Below are 15392 nucleotides of genomic sequence, written 5' to 3'. Positions count from 1 at the left end.
GTCGGCCGGTTCCGGACCTAGAGCGGGATGTTGTCGTGCTTCTTCCAGGGCATCGGGCGCTTCTTGTTGCGCAGCGCGGCAAAGGCGCGGCAGACGCGGCGGCGGGTGGAGCGGGGTTGGATCACCTCGTCGATGAAACCGCGCTCGGCCGCCACGAAGGGATTGGCAAAGCGGTCCTCGTAATCGGCCGTGCGGCGCGCGATCTTCTCGGCATCCCCCAGTTCCGAACGATAGAGGATCTCGGTCGCGCCCTTGGCCCCCATCACCGCGATTTCCGAGGTCGGCCAGGCATAGTTGATGTCGCCGCGCAGATGCTTGGAACTCATCACCACATAGGCCCCGCCATAAGCCTTGCGGGTGATGACGGTCACTTTCGGCACCGTTGCCTCGCCATAGGCGAACAGCAGTTTCGCGCCATGCTTGATGACGCCGTCATATTCCTGCTTGGTGCCGGGCAGGAAGCCGGGCACGTCGACAAGGGTCAGGATCGGGATCTCGAAACAGTCGCAGAAGCGCACGAAACGCGCCGCCTTGCGCGCCGAGTCGATGTCCAGCACGCCCGCCAGAACCATCGGCTGGTTCGCCACCACGCCGACCGTGCGGCCTTCGAGGCGGATGAAGCCGGTGATGATGTTCTTGGCGAAATCTTCCTGGATCTCGTAGAAATCGCCCTCGTCCGCGACCTTCAGGATCAGTTCCTTCATGTCGTAGGGGACGTTGGGATTGTCGGGGATCAGGGTGTCGAGGCTGGGCTCGACCCGTTCGGGATCGTCGAAGAAGGGCCGGACGGGCGGAATCGAGCGGTTGTTGAGCGGCAGGAAATCGACCAGACGGCGCACCTCATAAAGCGCCTCGACATCGTTTTCAAAGGCGCCATCGGCGACCGAGCTTTTCCTGGTATGGGTCGAGGCGCCGCCCAGTTCCTCGGCGGTGACGACCTCGTTGGTGACGGTCTTCACCACATCGGGGCCGGTGACGAACATGTAGGACGAATCCCGCACCATGAAGATGAAATCGGTCATGGCCGGGCTGTAGACCGCGCCACCCGCGCAGGGGCCCATGATGACGCTGATCTGGGGCACCACGCCCGAGGCCTCGATATTGCGCTGGAACACTTCGCCATACCCGGCAAGGCTGTCGACGCCTTCCTGGATGCGCGCGCCGCCCGAATCATTCAGCCCGATCACCGGGGCGCCGTTCTGCATTGCCATGTCCATGATCTTGCAGATCTTCTGGGCATGGGTCGCCGAGACCGAGCCGCCCAGAACGGTGAAGTCCTGGCTAAAGACATAGACCTGGCGGCCATTGATCGTGCCCCAGCCGGTGACGACGCCATCGCCCGAGGGGCGCGTCTCTTCCATGCCGAAATCGGTGCAGCGATGGGCGACGAACATGTCGAATTCCTCGAACGAGCCTTCGTCCAGCAGCAGGTCGATCCGCTCGCGCGCGGTCAGCTTGCCCTTCTGGTGCTGGGCCGCGACGCGTTTCTCTCCGCCCCCCTTGCGGGCGATGTCGCGGCGGCGTTCAAGCTCGTTCAGGATGTCTTTCATCGGCGCTGGCCCCTTGCGGAAATTTGCGGCAACCTAACGGGGGTGCGAGGGACATAAAAGAACCTTTCGGAATATTTGCAAACCATTGGCAGAGACCTGATTGCAAACTGCAAAGTCGTAATGACCGGGCAGGCCGACGCGATGACGGCGCGATCCCGCCGGAGCCTGAATTTGACCGAATGGACAAGCCATGCCGCACGAGGTAACCGGGCCTCATGCCCCCTGAACCCGAGCTGCGGTTTCTGGACCGCAAGACGCCCCCGCATCTGCTGACGCTGATCCTGCTTGCGGGGCTGTCGGCGCTGTCGATGAACATCTTCCTGCCCTCGCTGCCCAACATGACCGCGCATTTCGGCACGGATTACCGGCTGATGCAGCTTTCGGTGGCGCTCTATCTGGCGATGAACGCGGTGCTGCAACTGGCGATCGGGCCGATTTCCGACCGCTACGGGCGGCGCCCGGTGCTGCTGGTGTCGATCTGGCTGTTCCTGATCGCGACGCTGGGCTGCCTGCTGGCGCCCAATGCCGCGGTCTTCCTGGCATTCCGCATGGCACAGGCGGTGATCGTGACCGGCATGGTGCTGTCGCGGGCGGTGGTGCGCGACATGGTCGAGGACGCAAGGGCGGCCTCGATGATCGGCTATGTCACGATGGGCATGGCGCTGGTGCCGATGATCGGACCGGTGATCGGCGGGGTGCTGGATCAGGCCTTCGGCTGGCAGGCGAGTTTCGCGATGCTGCTGGTCGCGGGTGTGCTGGTGCTGGTGCTGACCTGGGCCGATCTGGGCGAGACCGCGCCGCGGCGCGGGGCAAGCCTGGGGGAACAGGTACGCCAGTATCCCGTGCTGTTCCGCTCGCGCCGGTTCTGGGGCTATGCACTGGCCGCGGGTTTCGCCTCGGGGGCGTTCTTTGCCTATCTGGGCGGGGCGCCCTTTGTCGGGTCCGAGGTGTTCGGGCTGAACCCCGCCGCGCTGGGCCTTTATTTCGGCATCGTCGCGCTGGGCTATGTCGGCGGCAATTTCCTGGCCGGGCGCTATTCGGTGCGGGTGGGGATCAACCGCATGATCCTGTACGGCACGCTGGTCGCGGGGGCGGCGCCGGTGATCTCGATGGGGCTGATCGGTCTGGGGCTGGGGCATCCGCTGGCGTTTTTCGGGGTGATGGTGCTGGTCGGGCTGGGCAACGGCATGACGCTGCCGAATGCGACCGCGGGGATGCTGTCGGTGCGCCCGCATCTGGCGGGGACGGCCAGCGGACTGGGCGGCGCGATCATGATCGGGGGCGGTGCGGGGCTGTCGGCGCTGGCGGGCGCCCTGCTGGTGCCGGGGCGCGGGGCATGGCCCCTGCTGGCGATCATGCTGGCAACCTCGCTTCTGGCGGTGGTTTCGGTGCTATATGTCCGCCGGATCGACCGGCTGGAGGGGCCGCCGGGGATGTGACGCCCGACTTGCGTCGCGGATTTGCAAAGGCTACGGAAAAGCGGTGCTAATCCGCAAACCGACCGGGTACTGCCCATGGCCAATCGCAAGCTCTATGCCGGAGCGAAACTGCGCGAGACGCGCGCGCGGCTGGGCCTGACCCAGAAGGATTTCGCGGCGCGGCTGGGCATCTCGCTGCCCTATCTGAACCAGATGGAGAACAACAACCGCCCGGTCTCGTCCACGGTATTGCTGGCGCTGGCCTCGGAATTCGGCTTCGACGTGACCGAGCTTTCGTCGGGGGATGACGAGCGGCTTGTCTCGGACATGCGCGAGGCGCTGGCCGATCCGGTCTTTGGCGATCTGGCGCCGCCGCTGGCGGATCTGCGGCTGGCCGCATCGAACGCGCCGGCACTGGCGCGGGCCTTTCTGGAACTGCACCGCGCCTATCGCCAGAGTCACGAGCGGCTGGCCTCGCTGGACGAGGCATTGGGGCGCGAGGATGCCGGACTGGGGCCGTCGCCCTGGGAAGAGGTGCGCGATTTCTTTCATTATTGCGACAATTACATAGATGCCGTGGACCGGGCAGCCGAGCGTTTCGCGCGCACCGCGACAGCCCCGGACGATTCCGAACGGCAGGCCGCCGATGCGCTGGAGGCCAACGGGATCACCCTGAAAACCGGCGATATTCCTGGCCTTCGGCTTTATGATGCGGCCACCCGCACGCTGACGCTGTCGGCGCGCCTGAGCGGGCCGACACGGCGGTTCCAGTTGCTTCACCAGATTGCACTTCTGACACAATCCAAGCTTCTGGAGGCAACGCTGGATCTGGCCCGGTTCCAGAGCCCCGAAGCGCGCGACATTGCCCGGATCGGCATGGCCAATTATTTCGCGGGCGCGGCGTTGCTTCCCTATGGCCGCTTTCTGGACGCCGCGCAGGAGGCCCGGCACGATCTGGAACTGCTGGCCGACCGCTTCGGCGCCTCGATCGAGCAGGTGGCGCATCGGCTGTCCACGCTGCAACGGCCCGGCGCCAAGGGGCTGCCCTTCTTCTTCGTGCGGGTGGATCAGGCGGGCACGATCACCAAGCGCCATTCGGCAACCCGGCTGCAATTCGCGCGCTTCGGCGGGGCCTGTCCGCTGTGGAACGTCCATCGCGCCTTCGAGACGCCGGGGCGGTTCCTGCGGCAACTGGCCGAAACGCCGGACGGGGTGCGCTATCTGAGCCTTGCGCGCGATGTCACCAAGCCGGGCGGCGCCTGGGGCGCGCCGGTGCGCCGCTTTGCCGTCGGTCTGGGCTGCGAGATCCGCCATGCCGGGCAGATGGTCTATGCCGACGATCTGGACCTGACGAACTCGGCCGCGTTCGAGCCGATCGGAATTTCCTGCCGGATCTGCGAACGCCGCAATTGCCATCAGCGCGCGCTGCCGCCGCTGGAACGACGGCTCAGCGTCGATCCCGACCGGCGGGGCGTGCTGCCCTACGAGGTCGCGGAATAGGTTTTGACGGCGGCCCGGTCCGGCCCGTAAATGAAGGCGGGAAAACTGGGAGGAATCCATGGAACTCACGGGCAGCCGCGTCATCGCGGCCGACCGGGCGGCGGTGTGGGAGCGCCTGACCGACCCGGACACGCTGAAAGCCTGCATCCCCGGATGCCAGGAACTGGAAGGCAGCATCGAGGACGGGTTCGAGGCGGTGGTCACGCAGAAGGTCGGCCCGGTCAAGGCGACCTTTCGCGGTGCAGTCACGGTTTCTGATCTGGTCGAGCGGCAAAGCTATACCATCCTCGGCGAGGGCAAGGGCGGCGTTGCGGGCTTTGCCAAGGGGCGCGCGGATGTGCGGCTGGAGGATGCCGAGGGCGGCGGCACGGATCTGATCTACGAGGTCCATGCCGAGGTGGGTGGAAAGCTTGCGCAGCTTGGATCGCGGCTGATCCATGGCACGGCGCGCCGGCTGGCCGACCAGTTCTTCGAGACCTTTGCCAATGCGGTGGAAGGCCCCGCCGAGGCAAGCCAGGGCGAGGCCGCTACCGGTTGATCCGGCGGATCAGGCCACCGTACTGCGCAGGATGCGGGCGATCTCGTCCTTGAGATGCATCCGCTTCCTGCGCATCTCGTTGAGGTGAAAATCGTCGGTCGGCTCGATATCGGTTTCGGCCCGGTGAACGGCGCCGTTGACCTCGTGATACTCGTCGAAGAGCCGCGCGAAATGCGCGTCCTTGATCTTGAGATCGTGGATCAGGTCCACCTTGTCGGGGAAATCCTCGGCAAGCTCGTGCGGCGTGTGGGACATTCCCTGCTCCTTGTTCCCTGTGCTTCGGCCCGAGCCTAGGAAGCCGGTGTGCAGGCTGTCCTTGACCCCGATCAAACCCGGGCCGGTTCAGACGCCCAGCGCCTCGCCATGTTTCAGCAGGATCGGCACCACCAGATCCTCCTCGTCAACCAGATGCCGGTCGAGGAAGCGGCCGAACCCCGTCAACGTCGCCCCAAGCGTCCCGGCCCGGTCGCGCCGGTCGGCGGGGGCTGCGCGGACCAACCCGTTGATGGCGCCCGCCAGCGCCGCAAGCTGCCCGTCCAGCGCGTGATGATCCCCGTCAAGGATGTCGAAGCCCCGTGCCAGCCGCGGTTCGGCGGCCAGCAGCCGGGGAAAATAGTGCAGATCCTCGATCCGGTGGTGGCCGTGCAGTTCCGTCAGCAGCAATTGCGCATAACGCGCGGTGTTGCGCACCGCCTGTTCGGGCTCGGCATGGCGCTCGACAAGCGCGCGGCTTTCGGCCCCGATCCGGTCGATCAGCGTGCGGAACATCAGATGGCGTTCCAGCCAGAACCGGGTCAGACTGCCGAACCGGGCATGGCTGTCCCACAGGTCGCGGGGGTGCTCGTCCAGAAGCACCCGCAGCGCGTCGGGCAGGCCGGTGCGGTGGCCAAGCGTCAGGTCTTTGTCCATGACGCGAAGCTAGACGACAAACCCGGCGCGGCAAGGCGCGTCAGAATCTGGTCGCCTCGGGCGGCGGGGTGATCCGGCGCTTCAGCATCGCCTCGCACCACGAGATGAAGACGACCGCGCCCACGATCATCGCGCCGCCAAGGATGACCCAGCCATCCGCCGTCTCGCCGAAGACGAGCCAGCCAACCAGTGTGGCCCAGACCAGTTGCAGGAAGCTCACCGGCTGGGTCACGGCCAGCGGCGCGGCGCGAAAGGCCATGGTCATCGTGTAATGGCCCGCGGTCGCGAACAGCGCGACGAGGAACAGCCAGAACAGTTGCCCGGGCGTCGGCGTCACCCAGACCGCCAGCGCAAAGGGCGCAAGCGCCAGCGTCACCGTGATCGACAGCATCGCCACCACGACAGCGGCCGGATCGCGCTCGCTGAGTCGCTTGGCCATCAGGTAGGAAACTGCAAAGAAGAGCGCTGTGAACAGCATAGCAACATGGCCGTCCGACAGCTCGCGGAAGCCGGGGCGCAGGATGACCAGAACGCCCGCAAAGGCCACCGCGATGGCAAGGATGCGCCGCGCGGCCAGCCGTTCGCCAAGGATCAGAACGGCTCCGAGCGTGACATAGACCGGGTTGAGATAGTTCATCGCCGTGACCTCGGCGATCGGGATGCGGGTCATCGCGTAGAACCAGCAGATCACGCCCAGCGCATGCGCGATCCCCCGCCCCGAATAAAGCGCAAGCCCGCGCCGGTCGATCCCGGCGCGCAGCAGCGGCCCCAGCATCGGCACAAGGAAGACCAGCCCCAGCACATAGCGCAGGAACGCCGCCTCGGCGGCGGGCACGGCATCGCCCACATGTTTCACAAGCGCCGTGACCGCCACGAAATTCGCGCCGGTCAGCAGCATCCAGAAGATCCCCGCGAGGGGCCGCTGCCCCCCGGATGCGACCGTGCCATCCGCCATGGCGCGACTTGACCCGATGCCCGCGCGCCGCGCAAGGCCCGGCCTTTGGTCGGGCGGCGGGATCATGCAACGCAGGCAGCGTCAACTCCCCGTTAACCCCTTGTTTGCCATGATGCGAGACACGGCCGAGCGGCAACGAGGACGGAGTACCCCCATGAAAGAGACCTGGCATCCGTCGGCAGGGCCATGGGATGAGGACGAGTTGCTGCACGGCACCCCGCGTTTCGTTCTGGTACGCGCAGCGCCCAAGGTACGGCAGGCGCTGGCGTTGTTTTCGTTCCTGCTGGCGGCGGTTCCGGCTGTCGGGTTTCTCGCCGACATGCCGCTGCTTTACCGCCCCTTCCCCGGCCAGCCGGTCATCCACCCCCTGACACTGACCGCGCTGGCCGCGCTGGCGCTGGCGCTTCTGTTGCAGCGGCCCTTTGCGCGCAGCGGACCTGTCGAGATCGCGCTGCTGATCCTGGCGGGTGGCATTGGCCTGGGCGAGCTTGCCTGGCTTGCAATGGCGAAGCCCGAAAGCGCCGTGCCGCTCGATGCAAGCGCAGCCATCGGCATCCTGGCGCTTGCCAGCGCGCTGGCGCTGCGTCGCCGCCGCCCGGCCTGGCCGGCGATGGTGCTGGCTGGCGCCGCCGGGATGATCTGTCTGACGGCCTTTCTGGGCTACGCGATGGGACTCGGTCAGCTGAGCGGGGCGCTGTCGCCGTTCACGATGCTGATCATGGCGCCCCTGGTTCTGGCCGCCCAGATCGCCCAGGCCAGGCGCCCCGCCCTGCGCGCATTGTTCCGGGACGACAAGCTGACCCATGTCCTGCGCCTGGAAATGGCGCTGGCCGCCATCGTCCCGACCGTGCTGGCCATCGTGATATTCCGGCTGGATCATCACGGCCCCAGCGCAGCGGACGCAATCTATACCCAGGCGATGATCCTGTTCTGCTGCACCGGCGTTCTGGTGGCGGGCCGGATGCGTGACCGGCTGGACCGCGAACGGCGCATGCTGTCGCGCGAATTGCAGCGCGCCTCGCTGATCGACCCGCTGACGGGGCTGGCAAACCGACGTGGGACGCTGGTGATGGCGGGTCAGGCAATCAATGCCGCGCGCCGCGGCGGGCGGCCGGTTTCCATGGTGATATGCGACCTCGATCATTTCAAGGCGGTGAACGACCGGCTGGGCCATGGCGTCGGCGACCGGGTGCTGGAAACCGCCGCCCGGCTGATGTCGGCACGGCTGCGGGTGTCGGATATCGCCGGTCGCTGGGGCGGAGAGGAATTCCTGCTGGTCCTGCCCGACACGACGCTGGCGGGCGCCGAGGCGCTGGCCGAGATCCTGCGCCATACCCTTGCGGAAGAATTGCGGATCATGCCCTCGGGCGAGATCCGGCCGGGCGCGGGCGGCAAGCCGCTGACCGCCTCCTTCGGCTGCGCCGCAATCGAAACCTCGCGCAGCGACGGGTTCGAACGCGCGCTCGACGCCGCCGATCGGGCGCTTTACGCGGCCAAGCGGGGCGGGCGGAACCGGGTGACAAGCGCCACGGATCTGGCGATTTCCGGTTTCGCCTGAACGGCGCGGCTCAGAGCTGGGCCAGAACCTCGTCGCTGGCCTCGAAATTGGTGGTCACGCGCTGCACGTCGTCGTCATCCTCGAGCGCGTCGAGCAACTTCATCAGCTTCTGCATGCCCTCAAGGTCCAGTTCGGTCGTGGTGCCGGGCTGCCAGATCAGCCGCGTCGAATCGCTTTCGCCAAGCTGTGCCTCAAGCGCCGCCGACACCTCGCCCAGCGCGGTATCGGCGCACAGCACAACATGCCCGTCCTCGCCGCTTTCGGCATCCTCGGCGCCCGCCTCGATCGCGGCCAGCATCACCGCATCGGCATCGCCCACCGCGGCGGGATAGCGGATCTCGCCCTTGCGCTCGAACATGAAGGCGACCGAACCGGTCTCGCCCAGATTGCCGCCATATTTGGTGAAGATCGAGCGCACGTTCGACGCCGTGCGGTTGCGGTTGTCGGTCATCGCCTCGACGATCACGGCGACGCCGCCGGGTCCGTAGCCCTCGTAGCGGATTTCCTCGTAATTGTCAGCATCGCCGCCCTGCGCCTTCTTGATCGCGCGCTCGATATTGTCCTTGGGCATCGAGTTCGACCTGGCCTCCTTGACGGCAAGGCGCAGGCGGGGGTTCTTGTCGGGATCGGGATCGCCCATCTTGGCCGCGACGGTGATCTCCTTGGACAGCTTGGAGAACAGCTTGGAGCGCACCGAATCCTGACGGTTCTTGCGGTGCTGGATGTTCGCCCATTTCGAATGGCCTGCCATGGAACCCTCTTCGACGGCTGTTTTCGACGCCCCGCTCTATAGGCCAGCGCACCGGCTGGCCGCAAGAGCGCGGGACGCAGAGGCGCCGGGGATGGCATCGGCTTGTCAGGGGCGGCCATTCGGGCTATCCCGCCACCTCGTGCCGCAGGGCGCCGGGGAGACGATGTTCGACCAGCTCAAGACACGCCTCAAGACCCTTGATGGCCGGATGCGCGACGCCTTTGACGGCGCATTCGCGACGCCTGCGGGACGGCGCGCGGCGTTCTGGCATTTCCAGCTCATGGATCATGCATTCCTGCGCAGGCTCTGGACCAACCTCTATCCGGTCGCGCCGGGGGTATGGCGGTCGAACCAGCCCGATCCGCGGCGGCTGCGGCGCTATCGCGACATGGGCATCCGCACCGTCCTGTCGCTGCGCGGCAGCGGCGCCTCCAGCCATTTCCTGTTCGAACAGGAAGCCTGCCGCGAGCTGGGCCTGACGCTGGTCACAAGCAAGCTTTACGCCCGCAGGCTGGCGCCGCGCGACGAATTGCTGACGCTTCTCGATCTGTTCGAGACGATCGAGAAGCCCTTCGTGATGCATTGCAAGTCGGGCTCGGACCGGGCCGGGATCGCCTCGGCGCTTTACCTGCTGCATGTCGAGGGCGCGACGATCGACGCGGCGCGGCGGATGCTGCACTGGCGCTTCATCCATTTCCGCCGCTCCGCCAGCGGCGTGCTGGACGAGATGCTGGACAGCTACGAGGTCGACACCCGCGCGGCACCGATGCCTTTGCGCGACTGGATCGCCACGCGCTACGATCCCCCCGCAATCGAGGCCGCGTTCCGCGCGCGCCGCAACGGGGGACGCTGAGCGATGCAGACGCCGCAGGACAGTCGGCCCATCGTGCGCTGGCTCTGGGGCAGTTACCTGCGCAAGCACATGGCCGCCATCGGCGTTGCGCTGGCGCTGATGACCATCGAGGGCGGGTCGCTCGGCGCGCTGAGCTACCTGTTCAAGCCGATGTTCGATACCATCTTCGTCGCCGGCAACCGCGAGGCGATCCCGCTGGTCGCGACGGCGGTGGTCGCGCTGTTTCTGGCGCGTGCGGTCGCGGGCTTCGGGCAACGGCTGCTGATGGCGCGGGTGGGGCTGCGCGTCTCGGCGGCGCTGCAACGCGATCTGGTCGGTCACATGCTGACGCTGGACGGCGTCTGGTTCCAGAAGACACCCACCGGCAACCTGATCGAACGGGTGCGCGGCGACACCATGGCCGCGGCCAATATCTGGAACACGGTGCTGACCGCGGCGGGGCGGGACGCGGTGTCGCTGGTCGCGCTGTTCGCGGTGGCGATCTCGATCGACTGGCTCTGGACGCTGATCGCGCTGGCGGGCGTGCCGCTGCTGTTCGGGCCGATCGCGGTCCTGCAACGCTGGGTGCGGGGCACAACGCGCGCCGCGCGCGAGGCGGCCGCCTCGATCTCGAACCGGCTGGACGAAGCCTTTCACGGGGTCACGACGATCAAGCTGAACAGGCTGGAATCGCGCGAGGATCAGCGCTTTGCCAGAACGGTGGACGGCTATGTGAAGGTCCAGATCCGGTCCGAGGCCGGGCAATCCGGCATTCCCGCACTGGTCGATGTGGTGGGCGGGATCGGGTTTGCCTGCGTGCTGGTCTTTGGCGGCATGCAGATCATCGACGGCGACAAGACCGTGGGCGAGTTCATGGCCTTCTTCACCGCCATCGCCCTTGTCTTCGAGCCGCTGCGCCGTCTGGGCCGGGTCTCGGGCGCGTGGCAGGCGGCGCTGGCCAGCCTGGAACGGCTTTACGCGGTATTCCAGGAACGCCCCACGATCCTGTCCCCTGCCCGCCCCCGCGCCCTGCCCGCCCCCGGCGGCGATTGTGACATCGTTCTGGACGACGTGCATCTGGCCTATGGCGATGCGCCTGCGCTGAACGGGCTGACGCTGACGGCGAAGGCGGGGCAGATGACGGCGCTGGTGGGTCCGTCGGGCGCGGGCAAGTCCACCGTCTTCAGCCTGCTGACCCGGCTGGTCGAGCCCCAGCGCGGCCAGATACTGGTGGGCGGCGTGCCGATCCAGGACCTGGCGCTGAGCGATCTGCGCGACCTGTTCTCGGTCGTCACGCAGGATGCCCCGATGTTCGACGAGACCCTGCGCGACAATATCTGTCTGGGCAAGGACGTGTCCGAGGCGCGGCTGGCCGAGGTTGTGAACGCCGCCCATATCGCCGATTTCCTGCCCGCGCTGCCCGCGGGACTGGACAGCCCGGCCGGGCCGCGCGGCTCGAACCTGTCGGGGGGCCAGCGCCAGCGGGTTGCCATCGCGCGGGCGCTGCTGCGCGATGCCCCGATCCTGCTGATGGACGAGGCGACCTCGGCGCTCGATTCCCAGTCCGAAAGGATCGTGCAGGAGGCGCTGGCCCGGCTGTCGCGGGGCCGCACGACGCTGGTCATCGCGCACCGGCTGGCCACGGTGCGCAATGCCGACCGGATCGTGGTGATGGACAAGGGTCGCGTCGCCGAAGAAGGCACGCATGACGACCTTCTGGCCCGGGGTGGGCTTTATGCCGGGCTGTATCAGTTGCAATTCGCCTCGGCAGGCTGAAAACCTCCGCTATATCTGACCGGTGACCCAGCGAAGGAGACAGTCATGCAGGGCGAGGCCGCAAGCGACCGCACGGTTCTGAGGATCACCGGAGAGGACCGGGTGGCGTTCCTGCAAGGGCTGGTCACCAATGATGTGCGCCAGATCGACGGGCGGCTGGTCTATGCCGCGCTGTTGACGCCGCAGGGCAAGTATCTGGCCGATTTCTTCCTTGCGGGCGTCGGGGATGCGATCCTGCTCGATGTCAGGACCGATTTCGCCGAGGGGTTGATCCGGCGGCTGTCGATGTACCGGCTGCGCGCCAAGGTTGGGATCGAGCCCGCCGGGCTGCATGTGCTGCGGGGTCTGGGCGCGGCCCCGCCCGGCGCATTCGCCGACCCACGCGACCCCGCCCTTGGCTGGCGTGCCTATGCCAGCGAACCGGGCGCCGAGGCCACGACCGACTGGGACGCGATCCGCGTTGAGCATTGCATCCCCGAAAGCGGCATCGAGCTGATCCCCGACGAGACCTATATCCTTGAGGTCGGGTTCGAGCGGTTGCATGGCGTCGATTTCCGCAAGGGCTGCTATGTCGGCCAGGAAGTCACCGCCCGGATGAAGCACAAGACCGAACTGAAAAAGGCGCTGGCCACGGTACGCATCGACGGCGCGGCACCGGCGGGCACGCCGATCATGGCGGGCGACAAGCCAGCGGGGGTGCTGTTCACCCGCGCGAACGGGCGGGCCATCGCCTTCCTGCGCCTCGACCGCGCCACGGGGCCGATGCAGGCCGCCGGTGCGGCCGTCACGCTGGAGCAGGGCTGACCGGGCTGCATGGCTGCCTGCGAAAGCGGCGCGGTGAAGGGTGGCGGCCGGACCGCCCCGGGCGCGGCCTTGGCGCAGTCATGATCGAGTGACAGGAAAGGGTTAAGAAAGGGTTGAACGCGATGCAAGGCTCCCCATATCTGGGGGCCAATGGGCGGAAACAACGACTAGATCCTGTATGGTTTGTTGATTACCTATGCACCAGACGCATGTGTGGTATTCGAAAACGGAAATACCGAATCGCAGCAAAAGCGTCATAGTCGCCCGTACTCCCGAAACGCAAGAGCAAGAATAAAAGGACGACGAGATGGCCGATTTCGTTGATGGCACGGCTTTCAATCACGAACAGGGGAACCGTGCCCGCAAATTGTTCGCTGCGGTGGTCTTGGCCGCTCTGGACGATGCAATCGCGGACGACAAGAAATACGGCAACGGACCCGAGCAGATTGCCCGCTGGGCGCGTTCGCGCGATGGGCGCGAGGTGCTGTCCTGCGCCGGGATCGACCCGAACGAGCGTGTGGTTCAGGGCCTGATGGAATTCGTCGCGCGTGGCGTGCGGACCTCGGTTGCCCTGTCGCGTGAAGAAAGCGAGCGCCGCCATACCCAATCCATGGCGGAAGCCGAAGCGGCCTGACACGGCCCCTTTCGCCACGCAACGGCGCGCCCTTCGGGGCGCGTTTTCGTTCGCCTGATGCCAAGCTGGATGCAAAGGCTGCGTGGCAGACGCCCCTGCGCCCTATTCCACGTCCCGCATGGCCAGGGCGCGATTGATCTCGCGGTGAACGAGCTTGCGCACATTCTGCGTGATCCGCTCGCCCAGACGGCCCTGAAGCTCCTGCCGCACGATCTCGGCAACCAGATCGCGTAGCGCATCCTCGTCCAGAACCGGCGCCGCGGCGTTGGAACCCTCGCCCGGCGCCTTGGGCAAGGGATCGGGGCGCGCCGTTGCTGGGGCAGATGACACCCAGCCCTTGGCTGCGGCAAGCGACTCGGTGCCATCGGGCTCCCACTCGTCATCGCAGCCCGCAAAGGCGGCTTCGAGTTCGGCAATCCGTTGTTCCAGACTTGCCCCATCGGCAGGCGCAACCGCCGGATCGGCGGGCGTGGGCGCCTCGAACAAGGGCACGCTCTGCGGCGCCTCCTGCACCGGGTCGCTGACGCGCAGCGCTGGCGTCAGGATCAGCCGACCGGGCGCCTTTTGCCGCCCTGGCATGGCATCGCGCCGGACTGGCGCGACCGCATCACCGACATCGCGGGGGGGGGCGGATTCCGACATGGGGCTCGCAGGATCTGGCGTTGCTGTCCGGCTACAAACCTAGCGGCATGCAGTCCGCCAGACAACAACCCCTCTGTGCTCAGTTGCGCCCGATCCGTTCCAGAACCTTGTCAAGCTGCTTGCCCTGGATGCTCTTGGCAGGCGCGTTCGAGACCGCGTTGTAATAGGCGCGCGGATCATAGGTCGGGATGCCCAGCCCCAGATGCTCGACCGTCAGAAGCCCCATCGAGGACAGCACCTGATAGATCGCGACATACTGGTTGGCCTCGGCCTGGACCCGGGCGGTCCGGGCGTCCAGCAATTCCTGTTCGGCGTCCAGCACGTCAAGCGTGGTGCGCGCGCCCAGGCGCGCCTCCTCGCTGGTGCCCTCAAAGGCAAGCTGGGCGGCGGCGATCTGGTTCTCGGTCGCGGTCAACTGGGCGCGCGCCACGGCAAGGTTTGCCCAGGCATTGCCGACCTCTTCCTTGACCAGCCGCACGGTCTGCAACAGCCCGGCGCGCGCCTGCTCGACCCCGGCGCGAGCCTGCCGTTCGGCGGCATAAAGCCCGCCGCCCTGATAGATCCGCTGGTTCACAGACAGCCCGACCGATCCGGATTGGGCGCCGCCGTCCAGCGCCGACACACCGGCACTCGCGGCAATGCTGGGCCGCATCGCCGCCTTGGCGCGACCGAGATTGAGTTCGGCCACCGTCACGTTGTGCTGGGCGCGGATGATGTCGGGATGGGTCTTGACCGCGATCGCCCGGGACGGGTCCACGCCTTGCGGCAGCGCGGGCAGACGGGGGATGCCGCTCAGCGCACCCGGGTAACGCCCGATCGCCCGCTTGTAGGACTCGCGCGCGACCGCCAGGTTGCCCTGAGCCGCCACGAGGTTCGAGCGCGACGCGGCAAGGCGCGACTGGGCCAGCGAGACATCGGTCCGCGTCACCTCGCCGACCTCGAAACGGTCCTCGGTGGCACGCAGTTGCTGGGAAATCAGCCGCACGTTGTTCTCGGCCAGCGTCACGTTCTGCACGCCGCGGAACACATCCATATAGGCGCGCACCGCCGACAGCAGCACGTCCTGTTCGACCCCGACCAGCGCCGCCCGCGTCGCCAGCACCGATTCCCGCGCCGCGTCGATCGCCAGTCGGTTGTTGCCGCCATCATAAAGCGTAAGCTGCGCCGTCAGTTCCGCCGCAGCCGAGGTGGAATAGCCCGGGGAAACGCTGCGGTTGTTGTTCTCCTGGTAGCGGCCGCTGAGCGTGAAGTCGATGATCGGCCGCAGCGCCGACACGGCGCGGGACACATCCTCGTCGGCGGCGCGCAGGACCGCGCGGTTCTGGTCCAGCAGGTGCGAATTCTTGTAGGCGGCGATCAGTGCATCGGTCAGCGTCTCGGCCCGCGCCGCGACACCACCGACGATCAGCGCGGCCGACAATGCGGCACCGCCCAGGACTTTCAGGATACTGCTCATGTCTGCCTCGCCTCTATGTTGCCCGCCCCCTTGTTATGCCCGGGGTGCGGCGATCATCTGCCCGAGCTG

15 protein-coding genes are annotated in these 15392 nt (G+C 66.9%); 8 read left to right on the top strand and 7 right to left on the bottom strand.

Translation table 11 applies throughout. The features are described 5' to 3' along the window. Window positions 1–17: 17 nt before the first annotated feature. Window positions 18–1550 carry an acyl-CoA carboxylase subunit beta gene (locus GH815_RS10745; protein WP_153748773.1) on the bottom strand — a complete coding sequence of 511 codons (1533 nt, stop codon included), beginning with the start codon at window positions 1548–1550 and terminating at the stop codon, window positions 18–20. Window positions 1551–1765: 215 nt separating this feature from the next. Between GH815_RS10745 and GH815_RS10740 the strand changes: the two genes are divergently transcribed. From GH815_RS10740 to GH815_RS10730, 3 genes are all read left to right on the top strand, one after another. Then, on the top strand, window positions 1766–2989 hold the full coding sequence (locus GH815_RS10740; RefSeq protein ID WP_153748772.1) for a multidrug effflux MFS transporter: 1224 nt from the start codon (window positions 1766–1768) through the stop codon (window positions 2987–2989). 75 nt (window positions 2990–3064) lie between these two features. Next, complete coding sequence (locus GH815_RS10735) at window positions 3065–4468, top strand: helix-turn-helix domain-containing protein (RefSeq protein WP_153748771.1); 1404 nt, start codon at window positions 3065–3067, stop codon at window positions 4466–4468. 58 nt (window positions 4469–4526) lie between these two features. Further along, window positions 4527–5006 carry a CoxG family protein gene (locus GH815_RS10730; protein WP_153748770.1) on the top strand — a complete coding sequence of 160 codons (480 nt, stop codon included), beginning with the start codon at window positions 4527–4529 and terminating at the stop codon, window positions 5004–5006. Between the two features lie 9 nt (window positions 5007–5015). On the opposite strand, the gene GH815_RS10725 is transcribed toward GH815_RS10730, so the two are convergent. The 3 genes from GH815_RS10725 to GH815_RS10715 form a co-directional block, all read right to left on the bottom strand. Further along, a complete protein-coding gene (locus GH815_RS10725; protein WP_153748769.1) occupies window positions 5016–5261 on the bottom strand; it encodes a YdcH family protein in 246 nt (81 codons plus the stop codon). Between the two features lie 87 nt (window positions 5262–5348). Beyond that, the gene (locus tag GH815_RS10720; protein WP_153748768.1) at window positions 5349–5915 is read right to left on the bottom strand and encodes a hemerythrin domain-containing protein; all 567 of its coding nucleotides are present in this window, start codon (window positions 5913–5915) and stop codon (window positions 5349–5351) included. A gap of 40 nt (window positions 5916–5955) precedes the next feature. Then, window positions 5956–6870 (bottom strand): DMT family transporter, encoded by a 915-nt coding sequence (locus tag GH815_RS10715; RefSeq protein ID WP_153748767.1) that lies wholly within the window; start codon window positions 6868–6870, stop codon window positions 5956–5958. A gap of 154 nt (window positions 6871–7024) precedes the next feature. Here GH815_RS10715 and GH815_RS10710 point away from each other — a divergent pair, with 154 nt between their 5' ends. Then, window positions 7025–8428, top strand: coding sequence for a GGDEF domain-containing protein (locus GH815_RS10710; RefSeq protein ID WP_170290336.1), 1404 nt, complete (start codon window positions 7025–7027; stop codon window positions 8426–8428). Window positions 8429–8438: 10 nt separating this feature from the next. Here GH815_RS10710 and GH815_RS10705 read toward each other — a convergent pair whose 3' ends face one another. Continuing rightward, a complete protein-coding gene (locus tag GH815_RS10705; RefSeq protein WP_153748765.1) occupies window positions 8439–9179 on the bottom strand; it encodes a YebC/PmpR family DNA-binding transcriptional regulator in 741 nt (246 codons plus the stop codon). Between the two features lie 163 nt (window positions 9180–9342). On the opposite strand from GH815_RS10705, the gene GH815_RS10700 reads away from it, so the two are divergent. The 4 genes from GH815_RS10700 (at window position 9343) to GH815_RS10685 (ending at window position 13225) form a co-directional block, all read left to right on the top strand. Continuing rightward, a complete protein-coding gene (locus GH815_RS10700; protein ID WP_170290335.1) occupies window positions 9343–10032 on the top strand; it encodes a phosphatase domain-containing protein in 690 nt (229 codons plus the stop codon). Between the two features lie 3 nt (window positions 10033–10035). Beyond that, window positions 10036–11787, top strand: a complete 1752-nt coding sequence (locus GH815_RS10695; protein ID WP_153748763.1) for an ABC transporter ATP-binding protein — start codon at window positions 10036–10038, stop codon at window positions 11785–11787. A 45-nt stretch (window positions 11788–11832) separates the two neighbouring features. Then, window positions 11833–12591, top strand: a complete 759-nt coding sequence (gene ygfZ, locus GH815_RS10690) for a CAF17-like 4Fe-4S cluster assembly/insertion protein YgfZ (protein ID WP_153748762.1) — start codon at window positions 11833–11835, stop codon at window positions 12589–12591. A gap of 307 nt (window positions 12592–12898) precedes the next feature. After that, the gene (locus GH815_RS10685) at window positions 12899–13225 is read left to right on the top strand and encodes a DUF6280 family protein (RefSeq protein WP_153748761.1); all 327 of its coding nucleotides are present in this window, start codon (window positions 12899–12901) and stop codon (window positions 13223–13225) included. A gap of 102 nt (window positions 13226–13327) precedes the next feature. Here GH815_RS10685 and GH815_RS10680 read toward each other — a convergent pair whose 3' ends face one another. Together GH815_RS10680 and GH815_RS10675 are read right to left on the bottom strand one after the other, a co-directional pair. Then, window positions 13328–13804 carry a hypothetical protein gene (locus GH815_RS10680; RefSeq protein ID WP_153748760.1) on the bottom strand — a complete coding sequence of 159 codons (477 nt, stop codon included), beginning with the start codon at window positions 13802–13804 and terminating at the stop codon, window positions 13328–13330. Between the two features lie 142 nt (window positions 13805–13946). Continuing rightward, window positions 13947–15323, bottom strand: a complete 1377-nt coding sequence (locus GH815_RS10675; RefSeq protein WP_153748759.1) for a TolC family outer membrane protein — start codon at window positions 15321–15323, stop codon at window positions 13947–13949. Window positions 15324–15392 lie beyond the last annotated feature (69 nt).

Source organism: Rhodovulum strictum (assembly GCF_009649175.1).
GTDB lineage: Bacteria > Pseudomonadota > Alphaproteobacteria > Rhodobacterales > Rhodobacteraceae > Rhodovulum > Rhodovulum strictum.
This window is presented reverse-complemented; position numbering and strand designations above follow the sequence as displayed.

Excerpts from the sequence above, each read along its gene's own strand:
- GH815_RS10745 (WP_153748773.1), bottom strand. The coding sequence starts at position 1,550 with ATGAAAGACATCCTGAACGAGCTTGAACGCCGCCGCGACATCGCCCGC.
- GH815_RS10740 (WP_153748772.1), top strand. The coding sequence starts at position 1,766 with ATGCCCCCTGAACCCGAGCTGCGGTTTCTGGACCGCAAGACGCCCCCG.
- GH815_RS10735 (WP_153748771.1), top strand. The coding sequence starts at position 3,065 with ATGGCCAATCGCAAGCTCTATGCCGGAGCGAAACTGCGCGAGACGCGC.
- GH815_RS10730 (WP_153748770.1), top strand. The coding sequence starts at position 4,527 with ATGGAACTCACGGGCAGCCGCGTCATCGCGGCCGACCGGGCGGCGGTG.
- GH815_RS10725 (WP_153748769.1), bottom strand. The coding sequence starts at position 5,261 with ATGTCCCACACGCCGCACGAGCTTGCCGAGGATTTCCCCGACAAGGTG.
- GH815_RS10720 (WP_153748768.1), bottom strand. The coding sequence starts at position 5,915 with ATGGACAAAGACCTGACGCTTGGCCACCGCACCGGCCTGCCCGACGCG.
- GH815_RS10715 (WP_153748767.1), bottom strand. The coding sequence starts at position 6,870 with ATGGCGGATGGCACGGTCGCATCCGGGGGGCAGCGGCCCCTCGCGGGG.
- GH815_RS10710 (WP_170290336.1), top strand. The coding sequence starts at position 7,025 with ATGAAAGAGACCTGGCATCCGTCGGCAGGGCCATGGGATGAGGACGAG.
- GH815_RS10705 (WP_153748765.1), bottom strand. The coding sequence starts at position 9,179 with ATGGCAGGCCATTCGAAATGGGCGAACATCCAGCACCGCAAGAACCGT.
- GH815_RS10700 (WP_170290335.1), top strand. The coding sequence starts at position 9,343 with ATGTTCGACCAGCTCAAGACACGCCTCAAGACCCTTGATGGCCGGATG.
- GH815_RS10695 (WP_153748763.1), top strand. The coding sequence starts at position 10,036 with ATGCAGACGCCGCAGGACAGTCGGCCCATCGTGCGCTGGCTCTGGGGC.
- ygfZ (WP_153748762.1), top strand. The coding sequence starts at position 11,833 with ATGCAGGGCGAGGCCGCAAGCGACCGCACGGTTCTGAGGATCACCGGA.
- GH815_RS10685 (WP_153748761.1), top strand. The coding sequence starts at position 12,899 with ATGGCCGATTTCGTTGATGGCACGGCTTTCAATCACGAACAGGGGAAC.
- GH815_RS10680 (WP_153748760.1), bottom strand. The coding sequence starts at position 13,804 with ATGCCAGGGCGGCAAAAGGCGCCCGGTCGGCTGATCCTGACGCCAGCG.
- GH815_RS10675 (WP_153748759.1), bottom strand. The coding sequence starts at position 15,323 with ATGAGCAGTATCCTGAAAGTCCTGGGCGGTGCCGCATTGTCGGCCGCG.